Raw genomic sequence first — 25851 nt, 5'->3', positions numbered from 1 at the left:
GAGAGAATACGCATGCAGATTCTGAAAAACAAATGGCTGCAATATATCTCGGGAGATACGCTGAGTCATGAATCGCTGCAAAGTGTCAGGCATGATCAGGAGACGATGCTCTATCACCAGGTGTTGCTATGGGCTGATGTTCCTTATGCTGAGAACGCTTCGGATGTGTTTATGATCATCGGCAGATTAAGAGGGATGGCAATCGCTTTGAAGTCATCACGGTCTCCTTGTTATCTGGACTCTACATTAAGGCAGCAGGTGATCTATGGATTGGAATGGCTAAATGCACAGAGATACAACGAAAGCTTCCGTCCCTATGGAAACTGGTGGTATTGGGAGATTGGCGTGTCGATTGCGCTGCTGGAAACACTGCTGCTCATGGAGCAGCTGCTGGATACAGAACTTATAGAGCGGCTGCTCCTCACCATAGACAAATATGTGGGCGATCCGGCGTTTCATGCACAGTGGTTCGTGGCTAAGGCTCCGCCGTCCACCGGAGCGAATCTGGTCTGGAAGTCTACGGCAGTTGCTCTTGCTGCCGTTATTCAGGGCGACGGGCAGAAGCTGTCCGCCGCCCTTAGTGCGCTGCTTCCGGTATTCAAGAATGCTAGCGAAGGGGACGGCTTCTATGAGGACGGCTCCTTTATTCAGCATGATAAATACGCGTACACCGGCGGATATGGGGTCTCACTGCTGCAGGATGTGGTCCGCCTGATGGTGTGGCTACATGATACTCCTTGGGAATTTCCGGGTGAAGCCCGCGATTTGACAGCCAAGTGGATTGAAGCTTCATTTGTGCCCCTTATGTTCCGGGGATCTATGCTGGATATGGCCAGCGGCAGGGAAATCTCGCGGGCAGATTCGCAGAATCATGAGAGCGGACATTCGGTGATCACCTCCTGCTTACGCTTCTCGCGCATACTGGATGAAGTAGAGCAGGTACGGCTGCTCTCCAGAGTGAAAGGGTGGATTGTGGCTGACACGTATAAATCCTATACAGCCGGTGCACCGCCAGATACTGCCGCACAAGCCAGAGCTCTGCTGGACAATGAACTCGTGCAGCCTGCCCGGGAAGAAGCCTTCTGCAAGCTGTTTGCGCATATGGACCGGGTGGTGCTGCAGGGTCCGGGTTTTGCTTACTCCATTAGTATGTTCTCCAGCCGGATCTATAGCTATGAATCTATCAATGGGGAAAATCTAAAGGGCTGGTATACTTCGTATGGCATGTGCCAGCTGTATAATAGTGACTTGGGGCAATATGCCGATGCTTACTGGCCGACGGTTGATCCCTGCCGCCTGCCCGGAACTACAGTAACTAATATGCGGAAGGAAGACGGAGCCGGGCAAGGCCGTTTAAGCACCAAGTCTTTTGTCGGCGGGGCCGTACTTCATAACCAGTGCGGCGCCATCGTCATGGAATTGGAGGATGTAGTTAACGAGGCCGATGGACTGACAGCGCTCAAAAGCTGGTTTTTGTTCGGAAACCATATTATCGCCTTAGGAACGGATATTACGAGCCGTAATTCCGCTAAAGTGGAAACGATTATAGACAACCGGAAATTGAGCCCGTTGGGAGAACATGCGATTACAGCAGACGGAACAAGGATCTGCCGGAAGCCTGGATCTGGCGAGATAGAGACCCTTAACCCCAAATGGATTCATATGGCGGGCAGTGAGCGGGGAGCAGATGTGGGCTTCTTCTTTCCTGAGCAATGCTGTGTACATGCCATGCGTGAACAGCGGCAAGGGACCTGGAAGGAAATCAACGATGCCGGTTCACCTGAGAAGATGGAACGGTTCTATCAGATGTTGTGGTTCGATCATGGCGAAGCCCCGGCGGGAGATACCTATGCATATGTGCTTCTGCCTGGCTACAGTGAGCAAGAGACTGCTTGTTTTGCTGAGGAACCAAGGGTGAGAATCCTGGAATTGAATGCTCAGGTGCATGCGGTTGAAGATTCTGAACTGGGAATTACAGCAGCCCATTTCTGGAAGCCCGGCTGGTATACAAGTGGGGGGATTGCTTGCAGCAGTCAGGCCTCCATTGTGCTGCAAAGGAATCCGGCAGGCTGGAGCCTGGCTATAGCCGATCCGACACAAAGGCAGCACAGTCTGATCGAAATCGGGATTGAATTCAATCACTCTGTTACCCGAGTGATGAACAAGTCAGACCGGATAACGGTAGAACACATTGAACCCGGGAAGGTGAGACTGTGGTTTGACCCGGATGGTGCCGGGGAGCCTCGTTTCACGTTGAGCTTGGGCCCTAGCGAATCTATGAAATGAGGAACAACATTGGCAGAGTTGTCTGCGCAGATGGCTTGGAATAGTTGGATTTTCTCCATTTGCTCATGAATGGAGGAGTCCTAGCCAAGCTACAGTTGGAAGATCAGGGGAGTGTGCCGTCAGCAGAGTGAAGCGGACTCAAAAGCCCTTATTTCGCAGCCAAGCCCCTTTCTGGGGCTTAAGCGGACTGAGAATCCGCTAACTTGTTCATTTGGGCTTGAAACGGGCTGCGGCAGCCCCATTAACGGAATCTGAGTCCGCTTAGCCAGCAAAATTGGAATATTTGTGGAAATAGCGGATTTTCAGTCCGTTTGGTTTGACTAGCTGATGGTCCAAAATGAAAGGTGGCCTTTCAAGATCGCTCGAAATTTCATACCTTTTCTCGAATTCACGTAGTTTCTTTAGCGGCCCTTCCATATCATACTATTAAATGTAAGCGCTTCATCGTAAGGCGGAATTACAGGCGTGGTAAAGGAAGAATTATGGCTGGAAAAAAAAGCGTTTGGATTACGAAAACGAAGCAAACGAAGCAATGGATGAAAAAGGAGGATTATGGATGAGAAGAATGCTAATCAAAAGCTGCATGATTATGTTAATTCTGCTCCTGTCTGTCAGCGGCTTTGGAGGAATAACGGGTACGGATCGTGCCCGCGCAGCGGATGAATTCGACGGGATGAGGGAGCACCGCAGGGTTATGCTGACCGGAGGAGCCTCGCTGAATACTGCGGATACCGATATAGCCGCTGCAATTACCAGGCTGACTACCGAAGCGAACGGCTATTGGCAGACAATGAATACCTCGCCCAGCCGTACCTATCTGTGGAGCGATAACCCTGGTATTGGGAATTCGATTCACATCCGGGTGACCTATGAACGTCTGTACACATTGGCGCTAGCTTATGCCACCAACGGTTCGGCATTGTACGAGGATAGTCAGCTTGAGACCGACATCGTTGCTGCACTCGATTATATGTATGCAACCAGATACCATGAGGCGGTAACTACGACCGCCAGCGGAACCAGCAATTGGTGGGATTGGCAGATCGGCATACCGATGCAGCTGAACGATACAGCAGTGCTGATGTATGACTCCCTAAGTCCGGCTCAAATTACGAATTATATGAAAGCCGTAGAACGTTTCTCGCCAAGCGTCACCTTAACAGGAGCCAACCGTTCGTGGAAAGCGATCGTCGTAGGCGTTCGGGGAATCCTCGTCAAAGATGGTGCCAAAATTGCCGCTGCGCGTGACGGGCTTTCCTCAATTTTTAATTACACGGTTAGCGGAGACGGCTTCTATCGTGATGGATCATTCATTCAGCATGGCAATATCCCCTATACCGGAGGGTATGGACTCAGTCTGCTGCTGGCTGTAAGCGATCTGATGGGGATGCTCCACGGTTCAACATGGCAGGTCACCGATCCCAACCAGTCTAATGTCTGGGATTGGGTATACAATACCTATCAGCCGCTGATGTACAAAGGCGCCATGATGGATATGGTTCGCGGCAGGGAAATCTCCAGAAACTACAGTCAGGATCATGACGCGGGACATACAGCAATGCAAGGTATACTGCTGTTGTCGGGGATCGCACCGCCCGCGCAAGCGGCTGACTTCAAGCAGATGATTAAGGGCTGGATAATGTCGGATACCTTCAAGTCCTTCTATTCCAGTGCACCGATCCCATCCATCGTTCTGGCCAAGAGCATAAGCGCTGACCCGTTGATTGAGCCGGCGGAAGAGCTTAAGGTCTATAAGCAGTTCTCGGCGATGGACCGCGCAGTCCAGCACCGGCCGGGCTACAGCATCGGACTGGCGATGTATTCGAAGCGCATCAGCAGCTTTGAAGCGATCAACAGCGAGAACGCCAAAGCCTGGTACACCTCGGCCGGGATGACCAGCTTGTATAACAGCGATCTCGGACAATACAGCGATGATTTCTGGCCAACCGTCGATAATTACCGCCTGCCGGGAACAACCGTGTTGTCCCAGACCCCGTCAAGCAGCCATACTAGTGCAAATACGTGGACCGGCGGCACCGGCATTCAGAACCTATACGGCAGCTCAGGTATGGATTTGCAGTATGCGGATCATACGCTTGGCGCGCGGAAATCCTGGTTCATGTTTGACGACGAAATCGTCTCCCTGGGTGCAGGCATCAACAGCACGGACAATATTGCCGTTGAAACCATCGTGGAGAACCGGAAGCTGAACACGGCGGGCAGCAATACGCTCACTGTGAATGGCGAAGTACAGCCTTCAGCTGTGGGATGGGCGGATACCCTAGACCAGGTAGACTGGGCTCACCTGTCCGGCAGCACAGCCGGTGCTGATACCGGATATTATTTTCCCCAGAATGTATCGCTTACCGCCAAGAGAGAGGCCAGAACAGGGAACTGGAAGCAGATCAATCCACGTCCGGTAACCCCGTCCACAACGATAACCCGCAATTATATGACCTTATGGCTGGATCATGGCGTGAATCCGGGTGGCGGGGAATATCAATATGTCCTGCTGCCGGGCAAGACCGCTGCTCAAGTGGCTGCTTATGCCGCAGCGCCTGATATTGAAGTACTGACAAACACATCCTCTGTTCAAGCGGTAAAAGAAACGAAGCTGGGCATCATTGGGGCGAATTTCTGGGAAGATGGGGCCAGCTCCGTCGATCTGATCTCAGTGAACAAGAAAGCATCGGTCATGACCAGAGAAGCCGAAGAGGGCGCTTTGGAACTATCGGTCAGCGATCCGACACAGTTAAATACCGGTGTAATTGAGGTTGAACTGGACCGTTCGGCAAGCGGATATACTGCAGATCCCGGAATTACAGTGACGCAGCTCAGCCCGACCATCAAATTAACAGTCAATGTCAACGCAGCCAAAGGCAAGACGTTCAAGGCCTTCTTTGAACCGGGCAGCGGTATGCCGCCAACCCTTCCTGGAGAAGAGGTTATTGTGGACAATAGCGACACCACAGGTGTGCTAAAGACGGGAAGCTGGAAGACCTCTGCGGTACAGACCGACCGGTACGGAATCAACTATGTACATGATGACAACAGCGGCAAAGGCAGCAAAAGTATTGCGTATACACCCGAGTTGCCCGTCACCGCCACTTATAGCGTCTATATGATGTGGCCGGAGCATTTTAACCGCTCCACTGCAATCCCAATTGAAGTCATTCATGCCGGCGGGACGGCAACACTCACCATAGACCAGACCTCAAACGGCGGGGTATGGAACTTAATCGGAACGTACACCTTCAATGCCGGCACCTCCGGCAGTGTGACGATCCGCAATAACGGAACAAGCGGATATGTTGCTGCCGATGCGGTCAGATTTGTGCGTAACCCGTAACTGGTAGCATTGTAGACCGATTGACCCTGGATTATTTCACCCTTGACGGTCTTCACCCGAACGAGGCTGGCTTTCAGCGGATTGCTGAGCTGGCTGTTCCTTTTCTGGAGCGCATTTGAACCGTAAATAGATAACAGCATTGTCGGACAAGAACATATACGCACAGAAAGCCGCCGGATGGGCGGCTTTCTGTGTTTTCAAAGAGGTTTCAATCAGGAATTCAAATGCAGCTGCCGGTATTCCGTCGGGGTCATGCCATAGTATTTCTTGAAATTGCGCAGAAAGCTGGAGAAGTTGGTGTAGCCGACCTGCTCGGCAATATCATTCAGCTTCATGGGGGTTTCCAGCAGCAGCCGGTGGGCGGCCTTCATGCGTACTTCAATCAGATAGTCGACAAAATTGCTGAAGGTATATTCCTTGAACAGCTTGCTTAAATAATTGGGGCTGATGCTGAACCGATCCGCCAGATAATTAACGGAAATGTCACTCTGGGCGTAATGCTCCGTAATGTAAGAGAGAACGCTTTCAATCAACTCGCTGCTTTTTTTCTTACTGCTCCGTTTCTCCTGCAGAGACTGAATCAGTTCAGTCATCAGCGAGCTTAGAACCATCCGCATCTCGTACAATGTCTCGCATTGCTGAAGGCGGATGAACACCGCTTCATGCTCCGTCTGAAACTGTTCATTCAGGCTGGAGTCTGCTGCGGTCCGCAGCGCTTTCAGAATGACCTGCAGGCAGAGCTGGACCATCATCTCTTTGGACAGATTGCATCGCGCCGCCCGTTTGAACAGCTCCTCCAGCACGATTCCGGTTTTCTCCGCGTCCACCTGCTTGACCGTTTCCTGCACGGCATCAACGGATTCAAAGACCTCAAGCAGCCTGCCGCTGTCCCATGCGCCAACATCGTTTGAGGTGATGAGCGCATTATGACCCATGAGAATTTTACAGGATATCAGCCCTGCCGACTCCAGATAAGATTTGCGGATATCTTGAAAATGATCGTAATACTCACCCATGCTGACAGAAATTGTCCGTCTGAACTGCACCTCAACATAGGCCATGAAATACTCTCCGAATGACCTGGCTTCCGCTGTATTCTCCGCACGACCTGCATCCCTGAAGCTCAGAATCATTACCGCCTGATCATCGTTCATCTGAATCGCAGCCCCTTTGACCTTGTCCTGCCGGGAGCGGATCATCTCTTCAGCTACATTACACAGCGCGTACAGGTACAGATTCATGTCTCCAACCTTCTCCAGCATAGCCTTATTATCGAATTCAATGGTGAGAACAATATAATGCTGCGGATACAGTTCAATGCCCACATGATTAAGCATGGGCTCAGCGGAGGTGAATTTCGTCCGGTTGCCGGTCAGAATATCGAACATAATCTGCAGCTTCAGCGCCGGAATGCTCTCGTGGAGCTTCTTTTCTGCATTGGAATAGCCGGTGAATACCTGCTCTATTCTGTTCTGCAGATCATTATAGGAGAGAGCCTGTGAGGATGTTGCGCTCTGGAAACCAGATGGCGTGCGCACTGTAATCTCTTCCAGCCTTGCAATGAAAAACTCCATGGGAGCAAACCAGCGGTGATTGACGAAGCGGCTTGCAGAAACCGCGATGACAACCATGAGCACGGCCATGGCGATCAGAATATAGCGCACTGTAAGCGAAAGCGTACTGAGCTGCTGCTGGGATACGATGTAAATCAGCTTCCAGCCGGTATACGCAGAGTTATCGTAGAATACGAGATTTTTCCCGGTGGCCGTTTTCTCTACCACGTACCCCCGCCCTTCGCGTGCAAGTACCCGGGATGCGTAGCTGTTGTCCAGAATGCTCTGATGAATCAGCTTGGGGTCCTTATGGGACAGCACGTTCCCGTTCCGGTCGACCAGAAATACATTGTAGCTGTCACTGAATTGCAGATCGCCGAACATCTTCGAGATACTCTTTTCATTAATTCGCGTGACCATTACACCGCTTCTGTCTTTGGGTCCGGCGGTAAAAGGGTAATTGCGGACAAGCAGGAAATCGCTGCTCTCTGCTGCCGGAGGAGAGGCATTCCATTTGCCGGTCTTGCCGCTGCCGGTGAAGGACTTGATCCAGCCCATGGAAGGCGCTGATTCCAGCGGGTAATAGTCGGACGCAGAGAGGAGCTTGCCGCTTTTCTCCGAATACAGATAGATCGCCTTCATATTAAAATTGGCTGCGAGATTGTTGCCCAGCTGATCCTGGAGCATAGAGAGGCCCAGCAAATGCTGTGCGGAATCCGGGCCGGCGTCCTCAAAAAAAGACCGGGTATCATTACTCCGCAGCAGATTGATGGTGGTCAAATCGATTTCCTGAAGTGTGCTGTCCACCCGTTTGCTGATCTGGCTCAGCACATTCTGATTGGAACCAATCACCTGCCTTTCTAACTGGCGGATAGAGCTGATATAGCTGATCGCCACAGTCATCAGGATAATAAGGATGAATAATGCGGTATAGATGAGCTGTACTTTGGCAGAAATTCTTCTCTTCACTTGCTATCGCTCCTTAACCGGCGGATGTTCACTTCATTATATGACATATTGCAGCGGTAAGCGGGTGTCACTTTCCATTATGATGTAGCGTTATCTACAAATATTCGCCCGATAGCGGGAGATGAGAGTTCATTGTAGGTTCTGCAACTATTCAGTCTGCCGGATAGCCCGCTATAGTTAGGTGGAGGCCAGGCGCCAGGCTTCACCGTCTTAGCAAGACATGATCTGCCCAACATCACAAGTCCATTGGAGGTCAAAAGAATGTACAGAAACAGAAAGCTCACCCCCGCGTTTCTCGCGGTGCTGCTGCTAGGAACGGCGGCTTTGTCCGCATGCGGCAACAGTAACGGAAACGCCGGCACGTCCGAAGGGCCATCCCCGGCCGCTGCCTCACAGGCGCCAAGCGCAGATCCATATGCTTCGCTGCCCAAGGAAATATCCGGTTCCATTTATGACAGGGGGCAGGTGGCAACGGGAGAAGGCTCTTATGAAGAGAACCGCTGGACAAAGTATATCAATGAGAATTCCGGAGTGAAGGTGAGTTGGGTGCCGATTCCGCGCAATCAGGAGGCGGATAAATTCAATGTGCTGATTGCTTCCGATCAGGCGCCGGATATGATGACTACCTTCAACCGCGACTTTATTGTCCGCTGGGCCGATGAAGGAGCCATTCAGCCGCTGGATGAGTATATCGACAAGTACAGCACCAGCTACAAAAAATATCTGCAGGAGCATCCCGAGCTGAAGCCGTACCTGACCCTGGATGACGGTAAAATCTATGCCATCGCCAGCATGCGGCCTGCCCGTGCCAATACCGCCATATTCATCCGGCAGGACTGGCTGGATAAACTCGGGCTGGCTATGCCGACTTCGGTGGATGAGCTGGTGGAGGTCGCCAAAGCCTTCCGGGACAAAGACCCAGACGGCAACGGTGCGGCCGATACCATTCCAATGGCGATGTCAACGGCCTACACGGCGATAACCGACGACTGGTATATGGCACGCAGTGCGGCCTGGTTCGTAGAGGACGGGAAGCTCACCCAGAGCTTCTTCACCGAACGGTATAAAGACGCGCTTGCTTTCCGCCAGCTTGCTTACCATGAGAGTCTCGTTGACAAGGAATTTGCGACAGATAAGGAATTTTCGCGGCAGAAGCAGCTGTGGACCACGGGTCGCTCCGGCATCTATTTCAGTAACCTGAACATGGACAATACCATTACCGAGCTGCGGAAAAATAATCCGGAGGCCACACTGGCCGCAGTTCCGCCTCTGTCCACGAAATATGGAACGAACGGCTATGAGGTCGAAGTCCCTAACCATCTGCTGACCGCTTTTAACAAAAACATGAAAAATCCGCAGGCCGCGATGGAATTTATCGACTGGATGCTGGATTCAGGCTGGGAGCCGTTGACCTATGGAACTGAAGGCGTACATTATCAGTTGAAGGACAGCATTCCGGTCACAACCGATTTTGACAAATGGAAGACGGAGGTCGGCTATGCTTCGGAATACCGGCTGGTTCAGCAGGAGCAGCAGACACCGGATTATTTGGTCACCCGGGCAGGGGACAGCAAGGATGATCAGGATATGGCTGCCCTCAAAAGTACGATTATAAAGAACAGTGAGACCTATACCTTCCGCAAGGATCTGCCATATATCCCGCCAGTTGCGGAATACGCCTCCATCGCCGGCCAGTTTGAAACCAAATGGAAAGAAATCAACACCCGTATGGCGATGAGCAATCAGACACCGGATGAAGCGGTCGAAGAGCTGCGCCAAGCCTGGAACAGTCTGGACGGAGACAGTGTAACCGCCAAGGTTCAGGCCTGGTACGATGCGAACAAAGACAAGCTGAAGTAAAACATACGGTTCTTGGATATAAGGGAGCTGCGGAATGTACCCTATTCCAGGCTCCCGAAATGTATAGAGGAGTGAGAAAGAGCTATATGCCAAAAACATTGCACCAGCCCTCCGGTCCGGCTGCCATACGCTCCAAAGGCCTGAACAAGCCGGGGCGGGGCCTGTTATTTTATCTCTACCGGGACCGTTATCTGTACTTGTTCCTTATTCCGGCCATGTCCTATTTCTTCCTGTTCAAATTTGTCACCCTGTACGGCGAGCTGATCGCTTTCAAGGATTTCCGTCTGCTGGACGGGGTTTGGGGCAGTCCCTGGGTGGGGCTTAAGCATTTCCATACTTTGTTTGAAAGCGCTGATTTCTGGAATGTGCTGCGCAATACCCTGCTGCTGAATTTGTACAATCTTGTTTTTGCCTTCCCGGCTCCGATCCTGCTTGCCCTGCTGCTGAATGAGCTGCGGGTGAACTGGTTCAAGCGGGCTGTACAGAACATGCTATATTTGCCTTTTTTCATCTCATGGGTAGTTCTGGCGGGGATCATTGTCTCTTTGCTGTCACCTTCCACCGGAGTAGTGAACGCGGCCCTGCGCCTGTTCGGGATCGATCCGGTTTACTTCATGACCAGCACCTTATGGTGGCCTGTGGTGTTCATTGTCTCCACCATCTGGCAGAGCGCGGGCTGGGGTACGATTATCTATATGGCCGCTATCTCATCTATTGACCCCGGCTTATACGAAGCGGCCAAAATCGACGGAGCCACCAAACTGCGCCAGATCTGGCATATTACGCTGCCGGGTATCCGCGGGACCATTGGTGTCCTGCTGGTTCTGCAGATGGGGAAGATGATGGATGTGGGCTTCGAGCATATCTTTAATCTGCAGAATGCCGCTGTCTTCAGTGTATCCGATGTCATCAGCACGTTCGTGTACCGCACAGGGCTGCAGAACGCGCAATACAGTCTGGCAACGGCTGTGGGATTATTCCAGGCGCTGATCGGGCTGATTCTGGTGCTGACTGTCAACAAAATTGTGAAAAAGCTGGGAGAAGGCGGATTATGGTAAACCGGCTCAAAAGTATGCCGTTGTATTTGTTTCTGGCCCTGTGTGCGTTCATAACGGTGTTTCCGCTCCTGAATATTCTGGCGATGTCGCTGAGCAGCAGCCGGGCGATCATTTCGGGTGAAGTGGTATTGTGGCCGGTGGAAATTACCGTTCAGGCCTATAAACAGCTGTTTATCGACGGGCAGCTGCTCATCGCCCTCAAGAATACAGTGATCATCACAGCCGTAGGTACTATACTCCAGATGATTGCAACCACACTGGCCGCATATACGCTTTCGAAACGGAGATTGAAAGGACGGCAGATCTTTACGTTTATGGTCATGTTCAGCATGCTGTTCGGCACCGGGCTGATCCCGCTGTTCCTGCTGGTTAAGCAGCTGCACCTGATCAATACCTTCTGGGCGATCTGGCTTCCCGGGCTGGTAAGTGCTTACAATCTGTTTGTGATGAAATCATTTTTTGAAGGCCTGCCGGCCGAGCTGGAGGAATCAGCGACGATTGACGGCGCAACGGATCTGACGGTGTTCTTCAAGCTGACGCTGCCTTTATCCAAGCCCATCTTGGCTGCGATTTCGCTGTTCTATGCGGTTGCTCTGTGGAACACCTATTCCAATGCCTTGTATTTCATCAGCAAATCGCAGCTGCTGCCTGTAACAGTCAAGCTGTACCAGATGCTGCAGACGCCGATTGATTCCCTGCTTGCAGGCGGGGATTCCTCCCAATACATCCAGCCGGAGGGGCTGAAGGCCGCGGCGATCATCATCACTGTGCTGCCAATCCTCTGCGTTTATCCGTTTTTGCAAAAGCATTTTATCAAAGGGGTTCTGCTGGGCTCGGTGAAGGGCTGAAGTGCAGAATTCCATTTCCGGAGGGAACACATGAAGGTGACTACAAACTATACACTCGGTTCATTTGCGTTTGATTTACGGAAAAGTCTGGCCCCCCCGGAACATCTATGGGTGTGCAGCGGCTATAGTACAGTTGCGCCTTCCGCGCGAACGGTCTGCGGCGTTCAAGGCTGCTATTCACCGCCTTTTGCCGCCAAGGATCTGGGCGTGAAACTTCATATAACAGCGGACGGACATCCTGTCCGGGATAACGGAGACTTAGGCAAAGGGGACTGTGGCGTACTGTATGCGAAGGGCGTCTGGCAGCCTGATCAGATCAAAAGGCAAGGGACCTATCATCATCTGATGGAAGGAGAGCTGTTATCACTTGCGGTGTCCAGTGAATTGACGCCTCTGACGGATACCCATGGCTTCCTCCTGACTCAGCGGATCAAGAACCGCAGTCGTAGAACGGTAACGGTTGCGGTTCTACCGGAGCTGGTGCCGGGAAGCCCGGCCATGGTTCCGCTGGACGATTGGGACTATGGAGCACCGCTGACCTCTGCCGGTCCTGCGCTGCAGCTTGAGGAAGGAATCTGGGAGAATGAACAGGTCCGTATTACCCTGCTTCGGGAAGGCGATCAGGAGCTGAGCCTTGGAGAAGGGAAGGAGGCCGTGTTCCGGCTGGCTGCGGTTCTGACTCCTGCCGGACAAGAGTTCCGTTGGGAAGAAGGGCAGACCCTGAAAGAGCTGGGGGGGCGGACAACCGCTGTCTGGGAGCACCGGCTTGAGGAGGCCTGCCGTGAATTGCCGGTGCTGCAATCGGATATTCCGGGTCTGGAAGACTATTACCGCCGCTCATTGATCAGCGGGATGGTCTGTCTGTGGGAGAATCCGGAATTCGCCATTCAGCCGTTTCCTGCCGTTTCCGGGCTGGAAGGTGCCGGAATCTGCTGTTATCCATGGGATGCGGGGGGATACGGTGCAAGAACGCTGGCGCTGATGCTGGGGAAGGACAAAGCGGCAGAGCTGGCTAGTCTGATGGCAGCCAGCGGCATTGAACGGCACTCCCGGTTTGCTCCCAGCGGACAAGGCGCCCATGTGCCCTATTCGTATAGCTTATGGTCCTTCCTGAACTTTGCCTGGTCGATCTTTGTACTGCACGGAGAAGGGGCAAAACTGTTCCCGACCATGCGGACACTGGCCTTATATGACGATAGCCGGTTGCCGGAGTGGAATGAGCTGCTGGATTACGGCCTTCAACCGAACCTGCTGGAAATGCGGGGGGCAGGCTATGAACATATTGTAGCCAGTCCGAATGCCGAGCGGGCCTGGAGCTATGACCGCTTGGCCGATCTGGCGCAGCATCTGGATCTGGCGGCGGATCAACCCGCACAGGAATGGCGGGACAAGGCGGAGCGTATCCGCCAGTCGATCCGCACCCATCTGTGGGATGAGGACAAAGCCTGGTTCAAGGCCATATATCCCGAAGGCCATGCGGAATCGATCTATTCGATTCAATATTATGACGCGCTGCGGTTCGGGGCCTGCACCGAGGAGATGAAGGAGGGAATGTTCGCACAGGTTAGGGATGGGGCATTTCTCGGCAAATACGGCGTAAGCAGTATCTCGGCCGAAGATGAGCTGCATTATGAGCAGAATGATCCGGATTGGTCGGGAGGCGGAGCCTATACCGGGGATGGGCCGATGCTGGCGCTGACATTGTGGGAATCCGGACGCGATGAGCTGGCGTGGGATACATTGAGGCGTCACTTCTGGATGGGGCAGCATCTGCCGTATTATCCGCAGGAGCATTACTGTGACCGCCCGGCTGTACCCGTGCATAAGCGGGCGAATGTGGTCGCAGGTTTGGCCGGTGCGGAAGCCATTCTGTTCGGCCTGGCCGGTCTTGATCCCCGCCTGGACGGCAGCTTATGGATTCATCCCCGCCCGCCCGCTGAAGGAAGGGTCTCTCTTTCCGGTTTCGCTTTCCGGGGGCATATCATTGATGTGCGGATGAGCCCGGAATGGTGCGAAATCATCTGTGATGAAGAGGTAATCTACAGCGGTGTGCCCAGCCTCCGTGAGGTTGTTCAGTCCACCGGGAGCCGGAGGAATTGAAGAGAGAGAAAGGAGCGGACGCTATGAAGGGAAACTGGAATTTCGAGCTTGTGGTGGTGGGAGCCGGAGTCGGCGGGATCAGCGCAGCCCTGGCCGCTGCGAGGTTGTTCCGGCGGGTGCTGCTGATTGAGGCGGGGCCTGAAGTCGGAGGCACCGGCGTCTTCTCCAGCGTCTCGCTGATCTGCAATTTCCGCGACAGAATGGGACGCCCGGTTACAAGCGGCATTCACAGAGAGCTGTTCCCGGCGGCGTATACCCATTACAACGAACAGCGGGTGCCGACCTATGATGAGCAGTCTCTGAAGTCCACCTACCAGCAGCTCCTGGAAGCCGAGCCAACGCTAACTGTGTGGACCGGGTGCTCGGTGAAAGAGGTTGATGTGGAGAAGGGTCGGATTCAGCGACTTCACCTTCAGGGCAATCAGGCTGGAACGGTTGCCGCAGAGGTATTTCTGGATGCAACGGCGGACGGTAATCTGTCCGCAATGGCAGGGATGCAGTACGAAATCGGCCGTGAAGGTGACGGCAAGCTGCAATCAGCCACCGCCACCTTTCGAGTGAGCGGCTTCGATCCCATGAAGCTGAAGAATCCGGATATCCAGACCTGGCCGGCGATCCATTCCCTGCGGCTTGAGCTGCTGCCGTATTATCAGGAGCTTAAGGACAAGGGGGAGACCGCTAATCCAAGGCAGAGCATCACCTGCTTTCCTTATCCGGACGGCAAGTCGCTGCTCTTCAACTCCACCTCTGTGCTGGGAGTGGACCCTACCTGTCGGGATTCAGTAAGCCTGGGCATGGAGGAGGGTACCCGGCAAGCCAATGAACTGTTCGGGGCCATCTGCGGGCATCCGGCATTCCGGCAGGCCAAGCTGGATTATATCGCGCCGCGACTCGGTGTCAGGGAAGGCCGGCGGATCACTGGTGAGTATGTCCTGACAGCCGAAGATTGCCTGAACAACCGGCATTTCGGGGATATGATTGCAGCATGCGCCTACTCACTGGACATTCACAGCCCGGATGGAGGAGCGACCCGGCTGGAGCGCATTCCCGGGGACGGATATTACCATATTCCCTATCGTTCCCTGATCCCCGTGGGCTGCTCCAATCTCCTGCTTGCCTCCCGCTGCATCAGCGGAACCCATGAGGCGCACAGCTCTTACCGGATCATGGCGTCGGTCAGCGCCATCGGTGAAGCGGCGGGGGTTGCTGCCTCGCTGGCCGTGATTCAGGGGAAGGCGGATGTAAGGGAGGTGATGCCTGCACATATCCGTTATGTGCTGCAGCTGCGGGGGCAATTCACAGATGGTGAAGTGGAGCGGATTCCGCTTCCGGCCAGTCCGCATCAGGAACAGCCTGTATCATTGGAACCGAACTTCAAGTCAAGTCATGACTGACCATTCAGAAGGGAGGAACGGGCAACGATGAGGAGAAGAGGCAAGCAAGCAGTGTGGGCGTTGATCATCCTGCTGGTATTCTCCATGGCGGCAGAGGGGTTCCCCTCTGCTGTCTACGGAGAACAATTGAGAGCGATTGCATCAACTGGGGGAATCATACCGCCGGATGCTTCGGGTACTCCCGCCAGCGTAACGGAGTCCGTCTATGAAGAACTGGGGTCCCCGGTCATTACAGACTGGGAAGACTTCCGTGGCAGCTTCGGTAAGCATACGCACGCTTTGGCTCTGGAAGCGGAGGACATCGTCATTGACGGTGCAGTGGACGAGTGGAGCCGCTACGCAGAGATGCGGCTGCCGGAGGCTGCCGGACAGGTACTGGTCGAAGGCTGGGGAGGGCCTGCGGATGTGTCTGCCAGCGTGTATCTCGCCTATGACCAGAGCTACTTCTACTGGGCGGCGAAGGTGAAGGATAATGTGCATGTTCCTGTCTCCGACAGCACCATGTGGAGAGGGGACAGTATCCAGTTCGCCTTCAGTCCCGGCGGCAGCTACGGGCCGGAATACGCCATCAATTATATGGACGGGCAAGCACATGTCTGGCAGTTCAGCGAAGGCGGAGCCCCAGCAGGAGAGGAAGTGATCACGGCTGCAGCCAGCCGGACCGGACAGGAGACCTCCTTTGAGGTACGGATGCCGTGGTCAGCCATCTCCACGGGTATCCCGGAGAACGGAGAGCTTCCGTTCACGCTGCTGTTCAACGACAATGACGGCGCGGGCCGCCGGGGCTGGCTGGAATGGACACCGGGCATCGGCAAAGCCAAAAGTCCGGCTGACCATGCAGTGGTTCATCTGGTCCCCAATACCGATCCATGGAGCTTCTGGGTGGAAGGCCCCAAGGAGATCAATGTGAATACGACCGTCTCTTATTCGGTGTACGCTGTGAATACGACCAGTGAACCGCATAACCTCCATCTGTCATCCAGCCTGCCGGGCGTTGAAGTGGATTTCACGCTGCCTGCCGGCTCGGCTGCCGGATGGAGCCTGCCGTTCACCACGGCGGACCCCGGAGAGCATCTGCTTAAATTCACGCTTGCGCAGCAAGGGAGTATTGCCGGCAAGCGGCAGGAGCTGAAGGTGACTGCGGTGCTCGATCCCGCAGAGATTGAGGCCATGCTGGACAGTGTGAATGCACAACTGCCCGGTCTGGAGCAGCTGCTGCTGCAATGTGAGGCACAAGGACTGTCCACAGATTATGAGCGCATTGATTATACCGTAATCAAGGACTTCATTGGTTACGGCAAGGAGGATATCGTGCAGGGGCGGCTCGGCAGAGCACAGTATGTGGCGGCTGAGCTGGAAACGATGCTTGCAGGCAGCAAGCAGCAGCTGGAAGGGTATCTGGATGGCAGCCTGACCCCGCAGTCCGCACCCCGATATGTCTCCGGACGCCCGGAGATTTCCGGATATTCCTTCGTGGGTGACACCATCGTGAGGAGTACGGGCGTCACCGAAGAACGGCCAATCTTCTTCACGGGCTACGGTCACTTCAACCAGGTGAAGCGGGATATTCCGAAGCTTCAGGATCTCGGAGCTAACGTAATCCAGATTGAGCTGGGGCCAAGGGATGTCATTCTGGACAAACAAGATTTCGTAAACCGTTACACCGTCAACCGCTCCGGTGCGGTGTCCGCTACAGCAGCAATTACAGAAGGGATAAGCCATTCCGGCAATCATTCCCTGAAGATTGCCAATGCATCGCCGCGGCAGTCGAATGTATTCATCAATGTCGCCCAGACCATAGCAGTAGAGCCGGAGACTACCTATGAATTCAAGGTATGGGTGAAGGGTGACAATGCCAGGAACGTCTGGTTCCCGGGCGGAACGGGCTGGAAGCAGCGTCAGCCGTTGCCTGGCGGAACCTATGACTGGACGGAGGTAACGTTCGAATATACCACAGCGAAGGGGGAGGTATCCTACCCGCTGGTCGTTTTATCCGAGAACACAGGTACGGTCTGGGTGGATGACTTAAGTGTCGTCAAGGCCGGGAGCACGGTGAATCTGATTCAGAATCCCGGCTTTGAGGATCTGGGTGGTTATTCCCCAGACAAGGAATACGTTGTCTCCACCCGCAAAATCCAATCGGATTTGTTACCGGCGCTGCAGCGGGCTGAGGATTATGATGTAGCGGTCAATCTCCTGATTTCCCCGCATTATTTTCCGGACTGGGTGCTCGCAAAGTGGCCGGAGCTGAAGGTGGAGAATAACGGCTCTATCAAATTCTCCCTGTTTCAGCCGATGGCCCAATCCATTATAGAGGATTATCTGCGGGCCTTGATTCCCGCCATCAAGGATTATGATTCGCTGCAGAGTCTTACGCTCACCAACGAATCGGTCTATACGGCTAATAAGGATGCCTATGCGCTGCCTGCCTGGCACGAGTATCTTGAAGGCATCTATGACGGAGATATCGGGCAGCTTAACGGCGTCTATCAAACGGCCTATAGCTCTTTTACCGGAGTACCTATGCCTGAGAATATTACAGCTTCTCCGGCGTCTTATGACTATGTGCTGTTCAACCAGGATTACTTCGCCAGCTGGCATGAATGGATGGCCGGAATTATCCATGAGCTTGCTCCCGGGTTGCCCGTGCAGGCAAAAATCATGGGTGATCCCCGGGGCAGCCTATCCTGGGGGGTGGATATCGAGCGCTTCTCGGAATTTAGCCAGATCAACGGCAATGACAACTGGAATTATATCAACGAAGGCCCGAAGGGCTTCATGGAAGAACTCAGCTTCTATGATTTGCAGGCCTCCTTCAAAGAAGCCCCAGTCTTTAATTCGGAGCATCATCTGATCGCTGACGGGGACAAAATGTATACGCCGGAGCAGGCGAAGCATGTCCGTTCGGTACTGTGGCAGAGCGCGATTCACGGCCGGGGCGGCTCGGCCATCTGGGTATGGGAGCGGACTTACAATGAGACGGCCAGCACCGAGGGCAGTATACTGCACCGGCCGGATGTTATAGCGCAGGCAGGGCGGACCAATCTGGACCTGAACCGGCTGTCCGGACAGGTTACCGCCTTCCAGAATGAACAGCCGCAAGCAGCGATTCTGTATTCTACCGCCTCGGGTGTCTTTTCGGGAGAATACTCGGCAGTCTCGCTCCGCGCTTATGAAGCATTGTCTTACAGCGGCTATAAGGCCGGATATGTATCTGAAAAGCAGGTGGACAATGGCGGGCTGGACACGTATAAGCTGCTGATTGTGCCAAACGCTTCAAGAGTCAATCCGGAGACGCTGACCGGCATCAGGCAGTTTATGGAGCAGGGCGGACGGGTGCTGCTGATCGGTTCACACGCTTTGGAGCTAACACCGCACGGCGCACCGCTCTCTGCCGCAGACAGAAGTTATGTATTCACCCACGCGGACAAGATATCGGCAACGGACTGGACCGCAGGCCAAATCAGAGATTTCTTGTTGCCGGTCCTGATGGCCGTAAATCCGGGGCAGCTGTTATTACTTGATCCGGCGGATAATGCTCCCGTATACAATGTGGAGTGGAGGACCGTTGAATACGGGGGACAAACACTGGTGAATGTGGTTAACTATGGCCCGGAACCCGTCGAGGTGAAGGCGGTCCGCAGTGGAGTAACGGCAAACGGCTTCATGGATCTGATTACAGATCAAAGCTCTGCGGGCCAGACTATAGAGCTTCAGCCGCTGACCCCCTATTTGTTCAGTCTGGGAATGTGATATTCAAAAACTGAAATTCGATATAAAAGCTAACTTTAGGAGGCACACGTAATTGGACAAGAAGCGTTATGTACAGGTAGGCATTGGCGGCAGGGCGCAATTTTTCTATGAAGCTATCGCGAAGGAGTACAGGGATTCTGCGGAGCTTACCGCTTTTTGCGATGTGAATCAGACACGTATGGATTACGCCAACAAGCTGTTGTCGGAGACACATGGGTATCCGCAGGTGAACACCTACCTGGCTGAACAGTTTGACACCATGATCAAGACAGAGAAACCGGATATTGTCATTGTCACCAGTGTCGACCGGACCCATCACAGATATATTATCCGTGCGCTTGAGCTTGGGTGTGATGTGATCACAGAGAAGCCCATGACCGTTGATGTGGAGAAATGCAAGGAGATTTACGAAGCGGTGGAGCGTACCGGACGCAAGGTCAGGGTCACCTTCAATTACCGCTATGCTCCGCATCATACGAAAGCCCGCGAGCTGATTGCCTCCGGGGTAATCGGGGAAGTGCATTCCATTCATTTCGAATGGCTGCTGAATACTGAGCATGGGGCGGATTATTTCCGCCGCTGGCACCGGGACAAACGCAACAGCGGGGGACTGCTCGTTCACAAATCCACTCATCATTTTGATCTGGTCAACTTCTGGATCGGTGCGGAGCCGGAAACGGTGTTTGCCTTCGGTGACCTGCGATTCTATGGCCGGGAGAATGCCGAGAACCGCGGCGTAACTTCATTCTATCAGCGTGCCACCGGAAATCCGGCAGCCAAGGACGATCCCTTTGCCCTGCAGCTGGATGAGAATCCCGTTCTGAAGGAGATGTACCTGGATGCGGAAGCAGAGGACGGCTATCAGCGGGATCAAAGCGTGTTCGGCGACGGAATCAGCATTGAGGACACCATGGGGGTAATGGTCCGGTACAGCAATAAGGCGATTCTTACGTATTCATTGAACGCCTACATGCCTTGGGAGGGTTACCGGATAGCTTTTAACGGCTCCAAGGGCCGAATCGAAATGAGTATCGTGGAAAAATCCTATGTCAATGCCGGGGGCGACCGCGCCCTGGAGGGAGCTGTGGAGGGCAAACATATTGTGGTGCATCCCATGTTTGGAGCGCCTTATGAAGTCCATGTGGATGAAGGAACGGGAGGACACGGCGGCGGCGATCCTGTGCTGCTGAATGATCTGTTCGGAACCCCGGACGAGGATATTTACCATCGTGCGGCCGACCACCGGGACGGAGCCCGCTCCATCATGACCGGAATCGCCGCCAATCAGGCCATGCGGACCGGACTACCGGTCCGCATCAAGGATTTGATTACCATCTAATTTGTTGAAGAAGTCTGCATGCTTACAAGAGGCATCCCCATCAGTGAATGATGTATGGGGGATGCCTCTTCGTCTTTATACAGCAGGACCCTCTATTTCTGCTTTTAATTGTTTAAACCACTCTAAGTTAACAAAGTGATGGGAACGGGAATTTTCGTTCATGCGGCGGTAGTAATCGATTGTACCGGGAAGTTCTTGTGTGCCGGACAGGTATTCCTCAAGGCGGGAGATTCGGGCTGCAGTCAGGTCGATTTGCAATTGGATCAGTTCCAGCAATTTGCTTTTGTCGTATTCATCAGCGAAGAGCAGCGCACCATAAAATTGCAGGTTGACATATTCTGATTTACTGCCGTACGTGACCATTAATTTTTCGAATTCAGTGATTCCTGATCCGGTGATTTTAAAGTTCCGAGTTTCGCGCCCGCTGGTTGAAGGTTTCTGCTGAATCTGTTCAATCCAGCCTTTTTCTTCAAGCTGCTGCAGATTGTAATAAAACGAGCCCTTTGTGAAGTTTACAATGTATTTGTAATGGCGCTTTTCCATTAAGGCCAGTAGTTCGTATCCGTGAGCACCGGGGTTTTGGATGAGCAAGCCAAGGATGAGTAAGGGAATCAAGGCTGCATCACCGTCACCATCTTCGCCTCGAATTCCGCGTACGTGATTTTACCCGAAGCTAAGTCCAGGCTATGAAGATACATCTGCTCTGTTTTTGAATAGTCGCGCTCGACTTTCAGTGACTGTTCCTCCCCCGGGATGGGTACCAGGACATGACACTTTTTCGAAAAAGCCTCGAAATAGCGGTAGCCGAATATGCGCTGCGAAACCGCATCTAGATGAATGCCATCGGGATTCGCGGTCAAATCTTCCGCTGTGACAAAATAACGATTTGGCTGTTCGTTAGCGAAGTTCTGCAATCGTTCATTAATCTGCCGGTACTCTGTCGCTTGCTGTCCAAAACCGGTCTTCCCGAGGAAATCACCAAGTCCGCCAATGATCAAAGGTACCCCATCAAGATTTAATTCGTTTCTGAGGGTCTCAATGATGAGGGACAACTTTTCGTAATAAGTTTCATGTAGCGAATGATAGCTGTCGCTCTCACCCTGGTGCCACAGGATTCCGCAGATTTGACTGGATCGCAGGGCGAAGCGGGCTTCGGACAACGCATGCTGAAATAGGATGCCTTCCGGATGCCAGTCATTCAATGAACTGCCACCTTCCGCACAAGGAATCAAACCAATTTCTTCATCGGGACTTACTTTCGACCAGGCCTCGGCAAATGACGCCGCCAGGCTAACCCCGGAAACGGGACGGTCATAATTAATCGGCTCTGTCATCATCTGCCACTGTCCATTGCGCAGCATTTTTATTTTTTCATTATAGATAGGATCGACTTCATGCAAAAAACCACGGCCCGCCATATTCGACTGACCCAGCATTAAAAATGACTTTATCATTTAGGCTTCACTCCTTCACATCACAATATTAGTCTAATTGGACTAAATATATTGTATAGTCTGATTAGACTATAGTCAAATCATCGGTCTGGGTAAGACCTCATCGGCTTTAGTGTTGCTCACGCTCGCTCGTTTTGATGCCAAATTCCTGCTCAATCCACTCCTATCTATTACCCGATTGGGCGATTGGAATGACTTCGATCCCTTCTTAAATGCGTTCTATATAGACTGAAAAACAAGTATTAGACTGGCTGGCGCCTCATTAAAATGACGGGTAGGCTAACACCAGGAATATGATTCCATTGAGTACCGTCGAGATGATTAGTTGCGCCAGAATGGAACTTAGGAGCGAATTTTGGTCGTAAGTGTTTGCCTTTATATCAGCAAGTCTAACTTTCCACAAAAGTTGGGTATTTTATGGACGGTACTATAGAACATGACAGTGAATTAAGTTGCTATAGTTAAGGTCATTTTTAATTATTAAACAACGTAAATAGATCGGAATTTCCATAAATAATAGTAAAACATGATTCTAATAAATAATCATAGATTGAATCTGATGGATGGTGAGACGCTGATCGTTAAATGATTATCAATTCCTCGTTTTTTGCCCGGGGTACTCTTATTCAAAATTACATGTCCTTGGCTGGCTCCAATATATCACTGCATACCCTGTCAGTTATCTGCGGCAATGGAATTCCTTGCCTGAATGTTAACTGTAACTTTTACAGCGCTCTGATATTAAGCGAATAAAAGCTCTGTAACATAGGGGGTAGGACCAGCAGGAAGACAAGCTGGCAGCTGCAAGCTATAAGTGAAGGGAGGATGCTTACTTGAAGCGTAACCCCATTATTGCTTCGATCACCGAGGAGTCACAGCTGGACCAGGCGGTTGCCTGCGGTGTGAAGCGTGTGAATCTGATGACCGGGAACATCAACAACCTGGGGCAGATTGTGAAGCCGCTGCAGCAGGCAGGCAAGCAGGTATTCGTCCATGTAGAGATGGTCGGCGGGATTGGCAGAGATGCGGCGGCGATTCAGTATTTGGCTGAAGCCTTCCGGATCGACGGAATCATTACCACCAAGAGCAATGCCATCGCCACAGCCAGAGCGCACGGGCTCGCCAGTATCCAGAGGGTTTTCGCCATTGATACGGCGGCAGTAGAGACTGCCCTGCGGATGATCAAGAACTGTAACCCCGACGAGGTCGAGCTGATGCCCGGACTGATGCCGAGAATTATCAGGGACATGAAGCAACGCATTAAGCAGCCGCTGATCGTAGGCGGACTGATCCGGGAAAAGCAGGAAATCAGCAGTGCGCTGGACAGCGGCGCCGATTATGTCTCCATTGGGGATGCGGCCCTGTGGCAGTGGACGCGTGGAACAAGTGAATAACGTACCCCCGGGTGGAGACGATGAGAAAACCCAGCGGTCAGTCATTAGCATTCGATGGAGCCTTGCCAGGCTGTAGACGGAGGCTTAATTTCTGGAGCTGGTTTTTTTGCGCGGAAATTCCGGCGCGGAGAACCAGTGAACCTGAATGAAAAGGAGCAAGCGCGGATGGACATCGCTTCATATGAAGCCTACTGCTTTGATTTGGATGGGACCGTGCTGATTGGCGATCAGCTGCTTGCAGGTGTGGTGGAGACGGTTGCGGAGCTGCGGCGAAGAGACCGGAGAGTTCTTTTTCTGACCAACAGCTCGGTCCATACTCCCCGGGATTGTCAGCGCAGACTGGAGCACATGGGGCTGGCCTGCGGAGAAGATGAAATCTTGACGGCACTCTATGTCAGCGGCAGCTACTTCGCCCGGGAGGAACCGGAGGCGAGGGTGTATCTGGTTGGAGAAGCGGTGATGCGAAGGCAAATGGAGGAGTCCGGAGTGGCCGTCACCGGGGACCCGGAGGAAGCAACCCATGTACTGGTAGGCATGGACCGCAATTTCAATTATGAGAAGCTGGTGCTCGGAATGAGAGCAGCAAGAAGGGGCGCCAGGCTGGTGGCGGTCAATCCCGATCCGGTCTGCCCGGTACCCGGAGGCTATATCCCGGACACCTGGGCGATTGTCAAAGCGCTGGAAACTGCGGCCGGGACAGAGGCTGAGCTGGTTATTGGCAAGCCTTCTCCCTATTATGCGCAGGAGGCGCTTCGGATGCTGGCTCACCCTCCGGAGCATTGCCTGATGGTGGGCGACCGGCTGGAGACAGACATTCTGATGGGGAATCGTTGCGGTATGCAGACGGCCCTAGTCCTTACCGGCGTGAGTACAAGAGCGGATATTGCGCGGCAGCAGATTCTTCCGGGTTATGTTCTGGACTCCCTGGCCGATCTGTTCAACAAGTAAGTCTAACCCCAATAACAGGAGGATGAGAAACGATGCAGGATTGTAAAATACTCGCCCACCGCGGTGCAAGCGCCTATGCACCGGAGAATACGATGGAAGCCTTCAGGCTCGCGGTGCAGCAGCATGCCGACGGTCTGGAAATCGACATTCACCTGACCCAAGACGGAGAGATCGTGGTGATTCATGATGATACGATTGACCGCACCTCTAACGGCAAAGGAGATATTATGTCCTACACGCTGGCTGAGCTTAAGACCTTCCGCTTCAATACAGGCTTCGAGGAGCAATACCCGGATGCTCAAATTCCTTCTCTACGAGAAGTGCTGGAACTGGTGAAGGAGCATGATCTATATCTGAACATCGAAGTGAAAGATATCCTCTCTAAGTCGGAGCTCTACTCCGGGCTCGGTAATGAGGCGGCGAAGCTGGTAGAGGAATACGGCCTCGGTGCAAATGTCATCTTCTCATCCTTCAATCATACCTCTATGGTGCGGCTCAAGGAGTCTTGTCCGGAGATGCGGACAGCGCTGCTCTACATCGCGGGGCTGTACGAGGGTGGGAAATATGCGCAAATGACCGGAGCCGATGCCCTGCATCCGTTGTACATCGGGGTTAACCGCGAACTGGTAGAAGAAGCGCACGCAGCGGGGGTTCAGGTCAATGCTTGGACAGTGAATGATCCGGTCCATATCCGCATGGTGATGGAGGCCGGTGTAGACGCGATCATCACTGACCGTCCCGATGTCTGCTATCCGCTTAGAGAGGTACGGGCATGAAGCAGACACAGATACTGGCTCACCGGGGAGCAAGCGCCTATGCGCCGGAGAATACGATGTCTGCTTTCGGGCTGGCCCTTGACATGGGGGCACACGGCATTGAACTGGATGTACAGCTGACCCGGGACGGGAAGCTGGTGGTGATCCACGATCTCTCCATTGACCGGACTTCGAACGGGACAGGTCTGGTCGGAGAGCTGACGCTGGAGGAGCTGCGGCAGTATGATTTCTCGTATACTTTTGCCGGGAAATACGGAACGGACGGAAGCCGCCTGCCCGAGCTTGGAGAGGTGATGGAGTTCGCCATGAAGCACGGGTTGTACATCAACATCGAGACGAAGGATTATTCTCGGCCTTACGGTGAAGTGAATCTGCGGACAGCGGAGCTGGTACGCCGCTATGGCTATACAGAGAATACATTGATCTCTTCGATCAATCATACAGCGGTAGCCCGGCTGAAGCGTGACTACCCGGAGCTCAAGACGGCGATTGCGTTCATGGAGAGCTTCTACCGGCTGGAGGCATATGCGGCGAATTGCCGGGCGGATGTGCTGCATCCGTATTACCCCGGCGTAGATGAAGCCTTCATGGAGCTGGCGAACCGCAGCCGGTTCGAGGTCAATCCCTGGACGGTGGACGATGAGGCGGAGATGATCCGCTTGCGGAATCTGGGGGTTACGCGGATTATGACCAATAAACCGGACCTTGCGCTAGAGTGCCTGAAGAACTGATAGACGAATGGAAGCGGCCCTAAGAATCCGGCTGGAGGA

The 25851-nt window shown here is 53.2% G+C and carries 16 protein-coding genes; 13 read left to right on the top strand and 3 right to left on the bottom strand.

The features are described 5' to 3' along the window. Positions 1-12: 12 nt before the first annotated feature. Both MKX70_RS21935 and MKX70_RS21930 read left to right on the top strand, forming a co-directional pair. Positions 13-2286, top strand: coding sequence for a polysaccharide lyase 8 family protein (locus MKX70_RS21935; protein WP_340840719.1), 2274 nt, complete (start codon positions 13-15; stop codon positions 2284-2286). Between the two features lie 556 nt (positions 2287-2842). Further along, positions 2843-5635, top strand: a complete 2793-nt coding sequence (locus tag MKX70_RS21930) for a polysaccharide lyase family 8 super-sandwich domain-containing protein (protein ID WP_340840718.1) — start codon at positions 2843-2845, stop codon at positions 5633-5635. A 212-nt stretch (positions 5636-5847) separates the two neighbouring features. Here the strand turns inward: MKX70_RS21930 and MKX70_RS21925 are convergent, their stop codons facing one another. After that, a complete protein-coding gene (locus tag MKX70_RS21925; protein ID WP_340840717.1) occupies positions 5848-8157 on the bottom strand; it encodes a helix-turn-helix domain-containing protein in 2310 nt (769 codons plus the stop codon). 261 nt (positions 8158-8418) lie between these two features. Here MKX70_RS21925 and MKX70_RS21920 point away from each other — a divergent pair, with 261 nt between their 5' ends. The 7 genes from MKX70_RS21920 to MKX70_RS21890 all read left to right on the top strand — a co-directional run bounded on the left by MKX70_RS21920 (position 8419) and on the right by MKX70_RS21890 (position 20509). Continuing rightward, complete coding sequence (locus MKX70_RS21920; RefSeq protein WP_042236543.1) at positions 8419-10017, top strand: extracellular solute-binding protein; 1599 nt, start codon at positions 8419-8421, stop codon at positions 10015-10017. Positions 10018-10103: 86 nt separating this feature from the next. Further along, positions 10104-11075 carry an ABC transporter permease gene (locus MKX70_RS21915; RefSeq protein WP_081956538.1) on the top strand — a complete coding sequence of 324 codons (972 nt, stop codon included), beginning with the start codon at positions 10104-10106 and terminating at the stop codon, positions 11073-11075. Further along, positions 11069-11923: a carbohydrate ABC transporter permease gene (locus tag MKX70_RS21910; RefSeq protein WP_042236544.1), complete on the top strand. Its 855-nt coding sequence runs from the start codon at positions 11069-11071 to the stop codon at positions 11921-11923. Before MKX70_RS21915 ends, MKX70_RS21910 begins: the two co-directional genes overlap by 7 nt. A 30-nt stretch (positions 11924-11953) precedes the next feature. Continuing rightward, the gene (locus MKX70_RS21905) at positions 11954-14023 is read left to right on the top strand and encodes an MGH1-like glycoside hydrolase domain-containing protein (protein ID WP_042236545.1); all 2070 of its coding nucleotides are present in this window, start codon (positions 11954-11956) and stop codon (positions 14021-14023) included. A gap of 23 nt (positions 14024-14046) precedes the next feature. Continuing rightward, positions 14047-15417, top strand: a complete 1371-nt coding sequence (locus MKX70_RS21900; protein WP_042236546.1) for an FAD-dependent oxidoreductase — start codon at positions 14047-14049, stop codon at positions 15415-15417. A gap of 27 nt (positions 15418-15444) precedes the next feature. Further along, entirely contained in the window at positions 15445-19170 is a 3726-nt protein-coding gene (locus tag MKX70_RS21895) for a sugar-binding protein (protein ID WP_340840715.1), read from the top strand. A gap of 52 nt (positions 19171-19222) precedes the next feature. Beyond that, positions 19223-20509 carry a Gfo/Idh/MocA family oxidoreductase gene (locus MKX70_RS21890; protein ID WP_340840714.1) on the top strand — a complete coding sequence of 429 codons (1287 nt, stop codon included), beginning with the start codon at positions 19223-19225 and terminating at the stop codon, positions 20507-20509. Positions 20510-20584: 75 nt separating this feature from the next. On the opposite strand, the gene MKX70_RS21885 is transcribed toward MKX70_RS21890, so the two are convergent. Together MKX70_RS21885 and MKX70_RS21880 are read right to left on the bottom strand one after the other, a co-directional pair. Next, positions 20585-21124: a PadR family transcriptional regulator gene (locus MKX70_RS21885; RefSeq protein ID WP_340840713.1), complete on the bottom strand. Its 540-nt coding sequence runs from the start codon at positions 21122-21124 to the stop codon at positions 20585-20587. Further along, complete coding sequence (locus MKX70_RS21880) at positions 21121-21963, bottom strand: sialate O-acetylesterase (RefSeq protein ID WP_340840712.1); 843 nt, start codon at positions 21961-21963, stop codon at positions 21121-21123. Before MKX70_RS21880 ends, MKX70_RS21885 begins: the two co-directional genes overlap by 4 nt. 833 nt (positions 21964-22796) lie before the next feature. On the opposite strand from MKX70_RS21880, the gene MKX70_RS21875 reads away from it, so the two are divergent. The 4 genes from MKX70_RS21875 to MKX70_RS21860 all read left to right on the top strand — a co-directional run bounded on the left by MKX70_RS21875 (position 22797) and on the right by MKX70_RS21860 (position 25812). After that, positions 22797-23357, top strand: coding sequence for a glycerol-3-phosphate responsive antiterminator (locus MKX70_RS21875; protein WP_340785998.1), 561 nt, complete (start codon positions 22797-22799; stop codon positions 23355-23357). 165 nt (positions 23358-23522) lie between these two features. Further along, a complete protein-coding gene (locus MKX70_RS21870; RefSeq protein WP_042236555.1) occupies positions 23523-24305 on the top strand; it encodes an HAD-IIA family hydrolase in 783 nt (260 codons plus the stop codon). A 32-nt stretch (positions 24306-24337) separates the two neighbouring features. Then, positions 24338-25081: a glycerophosphodiester phosphodiesterase gene (locus tag MKX70_RS21865; RefSeq protein ID WP_340785994.1), complete on the top strand. Its 744-nt coding sequence runs from the start codon at positions 24338-24340 to the stop codon at positions 25079-25081. After that, positions 25078-25812, top strand: a complete 735-nt coding sequence (locus tag MKX70_RS21860) for a glycerophosphodiester phosphodiesterase (RefSeq protein WP_340840711.1) — start codon at positions 25078-25080, stop codon at positions 25810-25812. The genes MKX70_RS21865 and MKX70_RS21860 overlap by 4 nt, the downstream gene beginning before the upstream one ends. The last annotated feature ends 39 nt before the right edge of the window (positions 25813-25851 follow it).

The organism is Paenibacillus sp. FSL R7-0312, assembly GCF_038004445.1.
GTDB lineage: Bacteria > Bacillota > Bacilli > Paenibacillales > Paenibacillaceae > Paenibacillus_AQ.
This window is presented reverse-complemented; position numbering and strand designations above follow the sequence as displayed.

What these genes read in the sequence shown, in the direction of transcription:
- MKX70_RS21935 (WP_340840719.1), top strand. Translation starts at nt 13, where the DNA reads ATGCAGATTCTGAAAAACAAATGGCTGCAATATATCTCGGGAGATACG.
- MKX70_RS21930 (WP_340840718.1), top strand. Translation starts at nt 2,843, where the DNA reads ATGAGAAGAATGCTAATCAAAAGCTGCATGATTATGTTAATTCTGCTC.
- MKX70_RS21920 (WP_042236543.1), top strand. Translation starts at nt 8,419, where the DNA reads ATGTACAGAAACAGAAAGCTCACCCCCGCGTTTCTCGCGGTGCTGCTG.
- MKX70_RS21915 (WP_081956538.1), top strand. Translation starts at nt 10,104, where the DNA reads ATGCCAAAAACATTGCACCAGCCCTCCGGTCCGGCTGCCATACGCTCC.
- MKX70_RS21910 (WP_042236544.1), top strand. Translation starts at nt 11,069, where the DNA reads ATGGTAAACCGGCTCAAAAGTATGCCGTTGTATTTGTTTCTGGCCCTG.
- MKX70_RS21905 (WP_042236545.1), top strand. Translation starts at nt 11,954, where the DNA reads ATGAAGGTGACTACAAACTATACACTCGGTTCATTTGCGTTTGATTTA.
- MKX70_RS21900 (WP_042236546.1), top strand. Translation starts at nt 14,047, where the DNA reads ATGAAGGGAAACTGGAATTTCGAGCTTGTGGTGGTGGGAGCCGGAGTC.
- MKX70_RS21895 (WP_340840715.1), top strand. Translation starts at nt 15,445, where the DNA reads ATGAGGAGAAGAGGCAAGCAAGCAGTGTGGGCGTTGATCATCCTGCTG.
- MKX70_RS21880 (WP_340840712.1), bottom strand. Translation starts at nt 21,963, where the DNA reads ATGATAAAGTCATTTTTAATGCTGGGTCAGTCGAATATGGCGGGCCGT.
- MKX70_RS21870 (WP_042236555.1), top strand. Translation starts at nt 23,523, where the DNA reads ATGGACATCGCTTCATATGAAGCCTACTGCTTTGATTTGGATGGGACC.
- MKX70_RS21865 (WP_340785994.1), top strand. Translation starts at nt 24,338, where the DNA reads ATGCAGGATTGTAAAATACTCGCCCACCGCGGTGCAAGCGCCTATGCA.
- MKX70_RS21860 (WP_340840711.1), top strand. Translation starts at nt 25,078, where the DNA reads ATGAAGCAGACACAGATACTGGCTCACCGGGGAGCAAGCGCCTATGCG.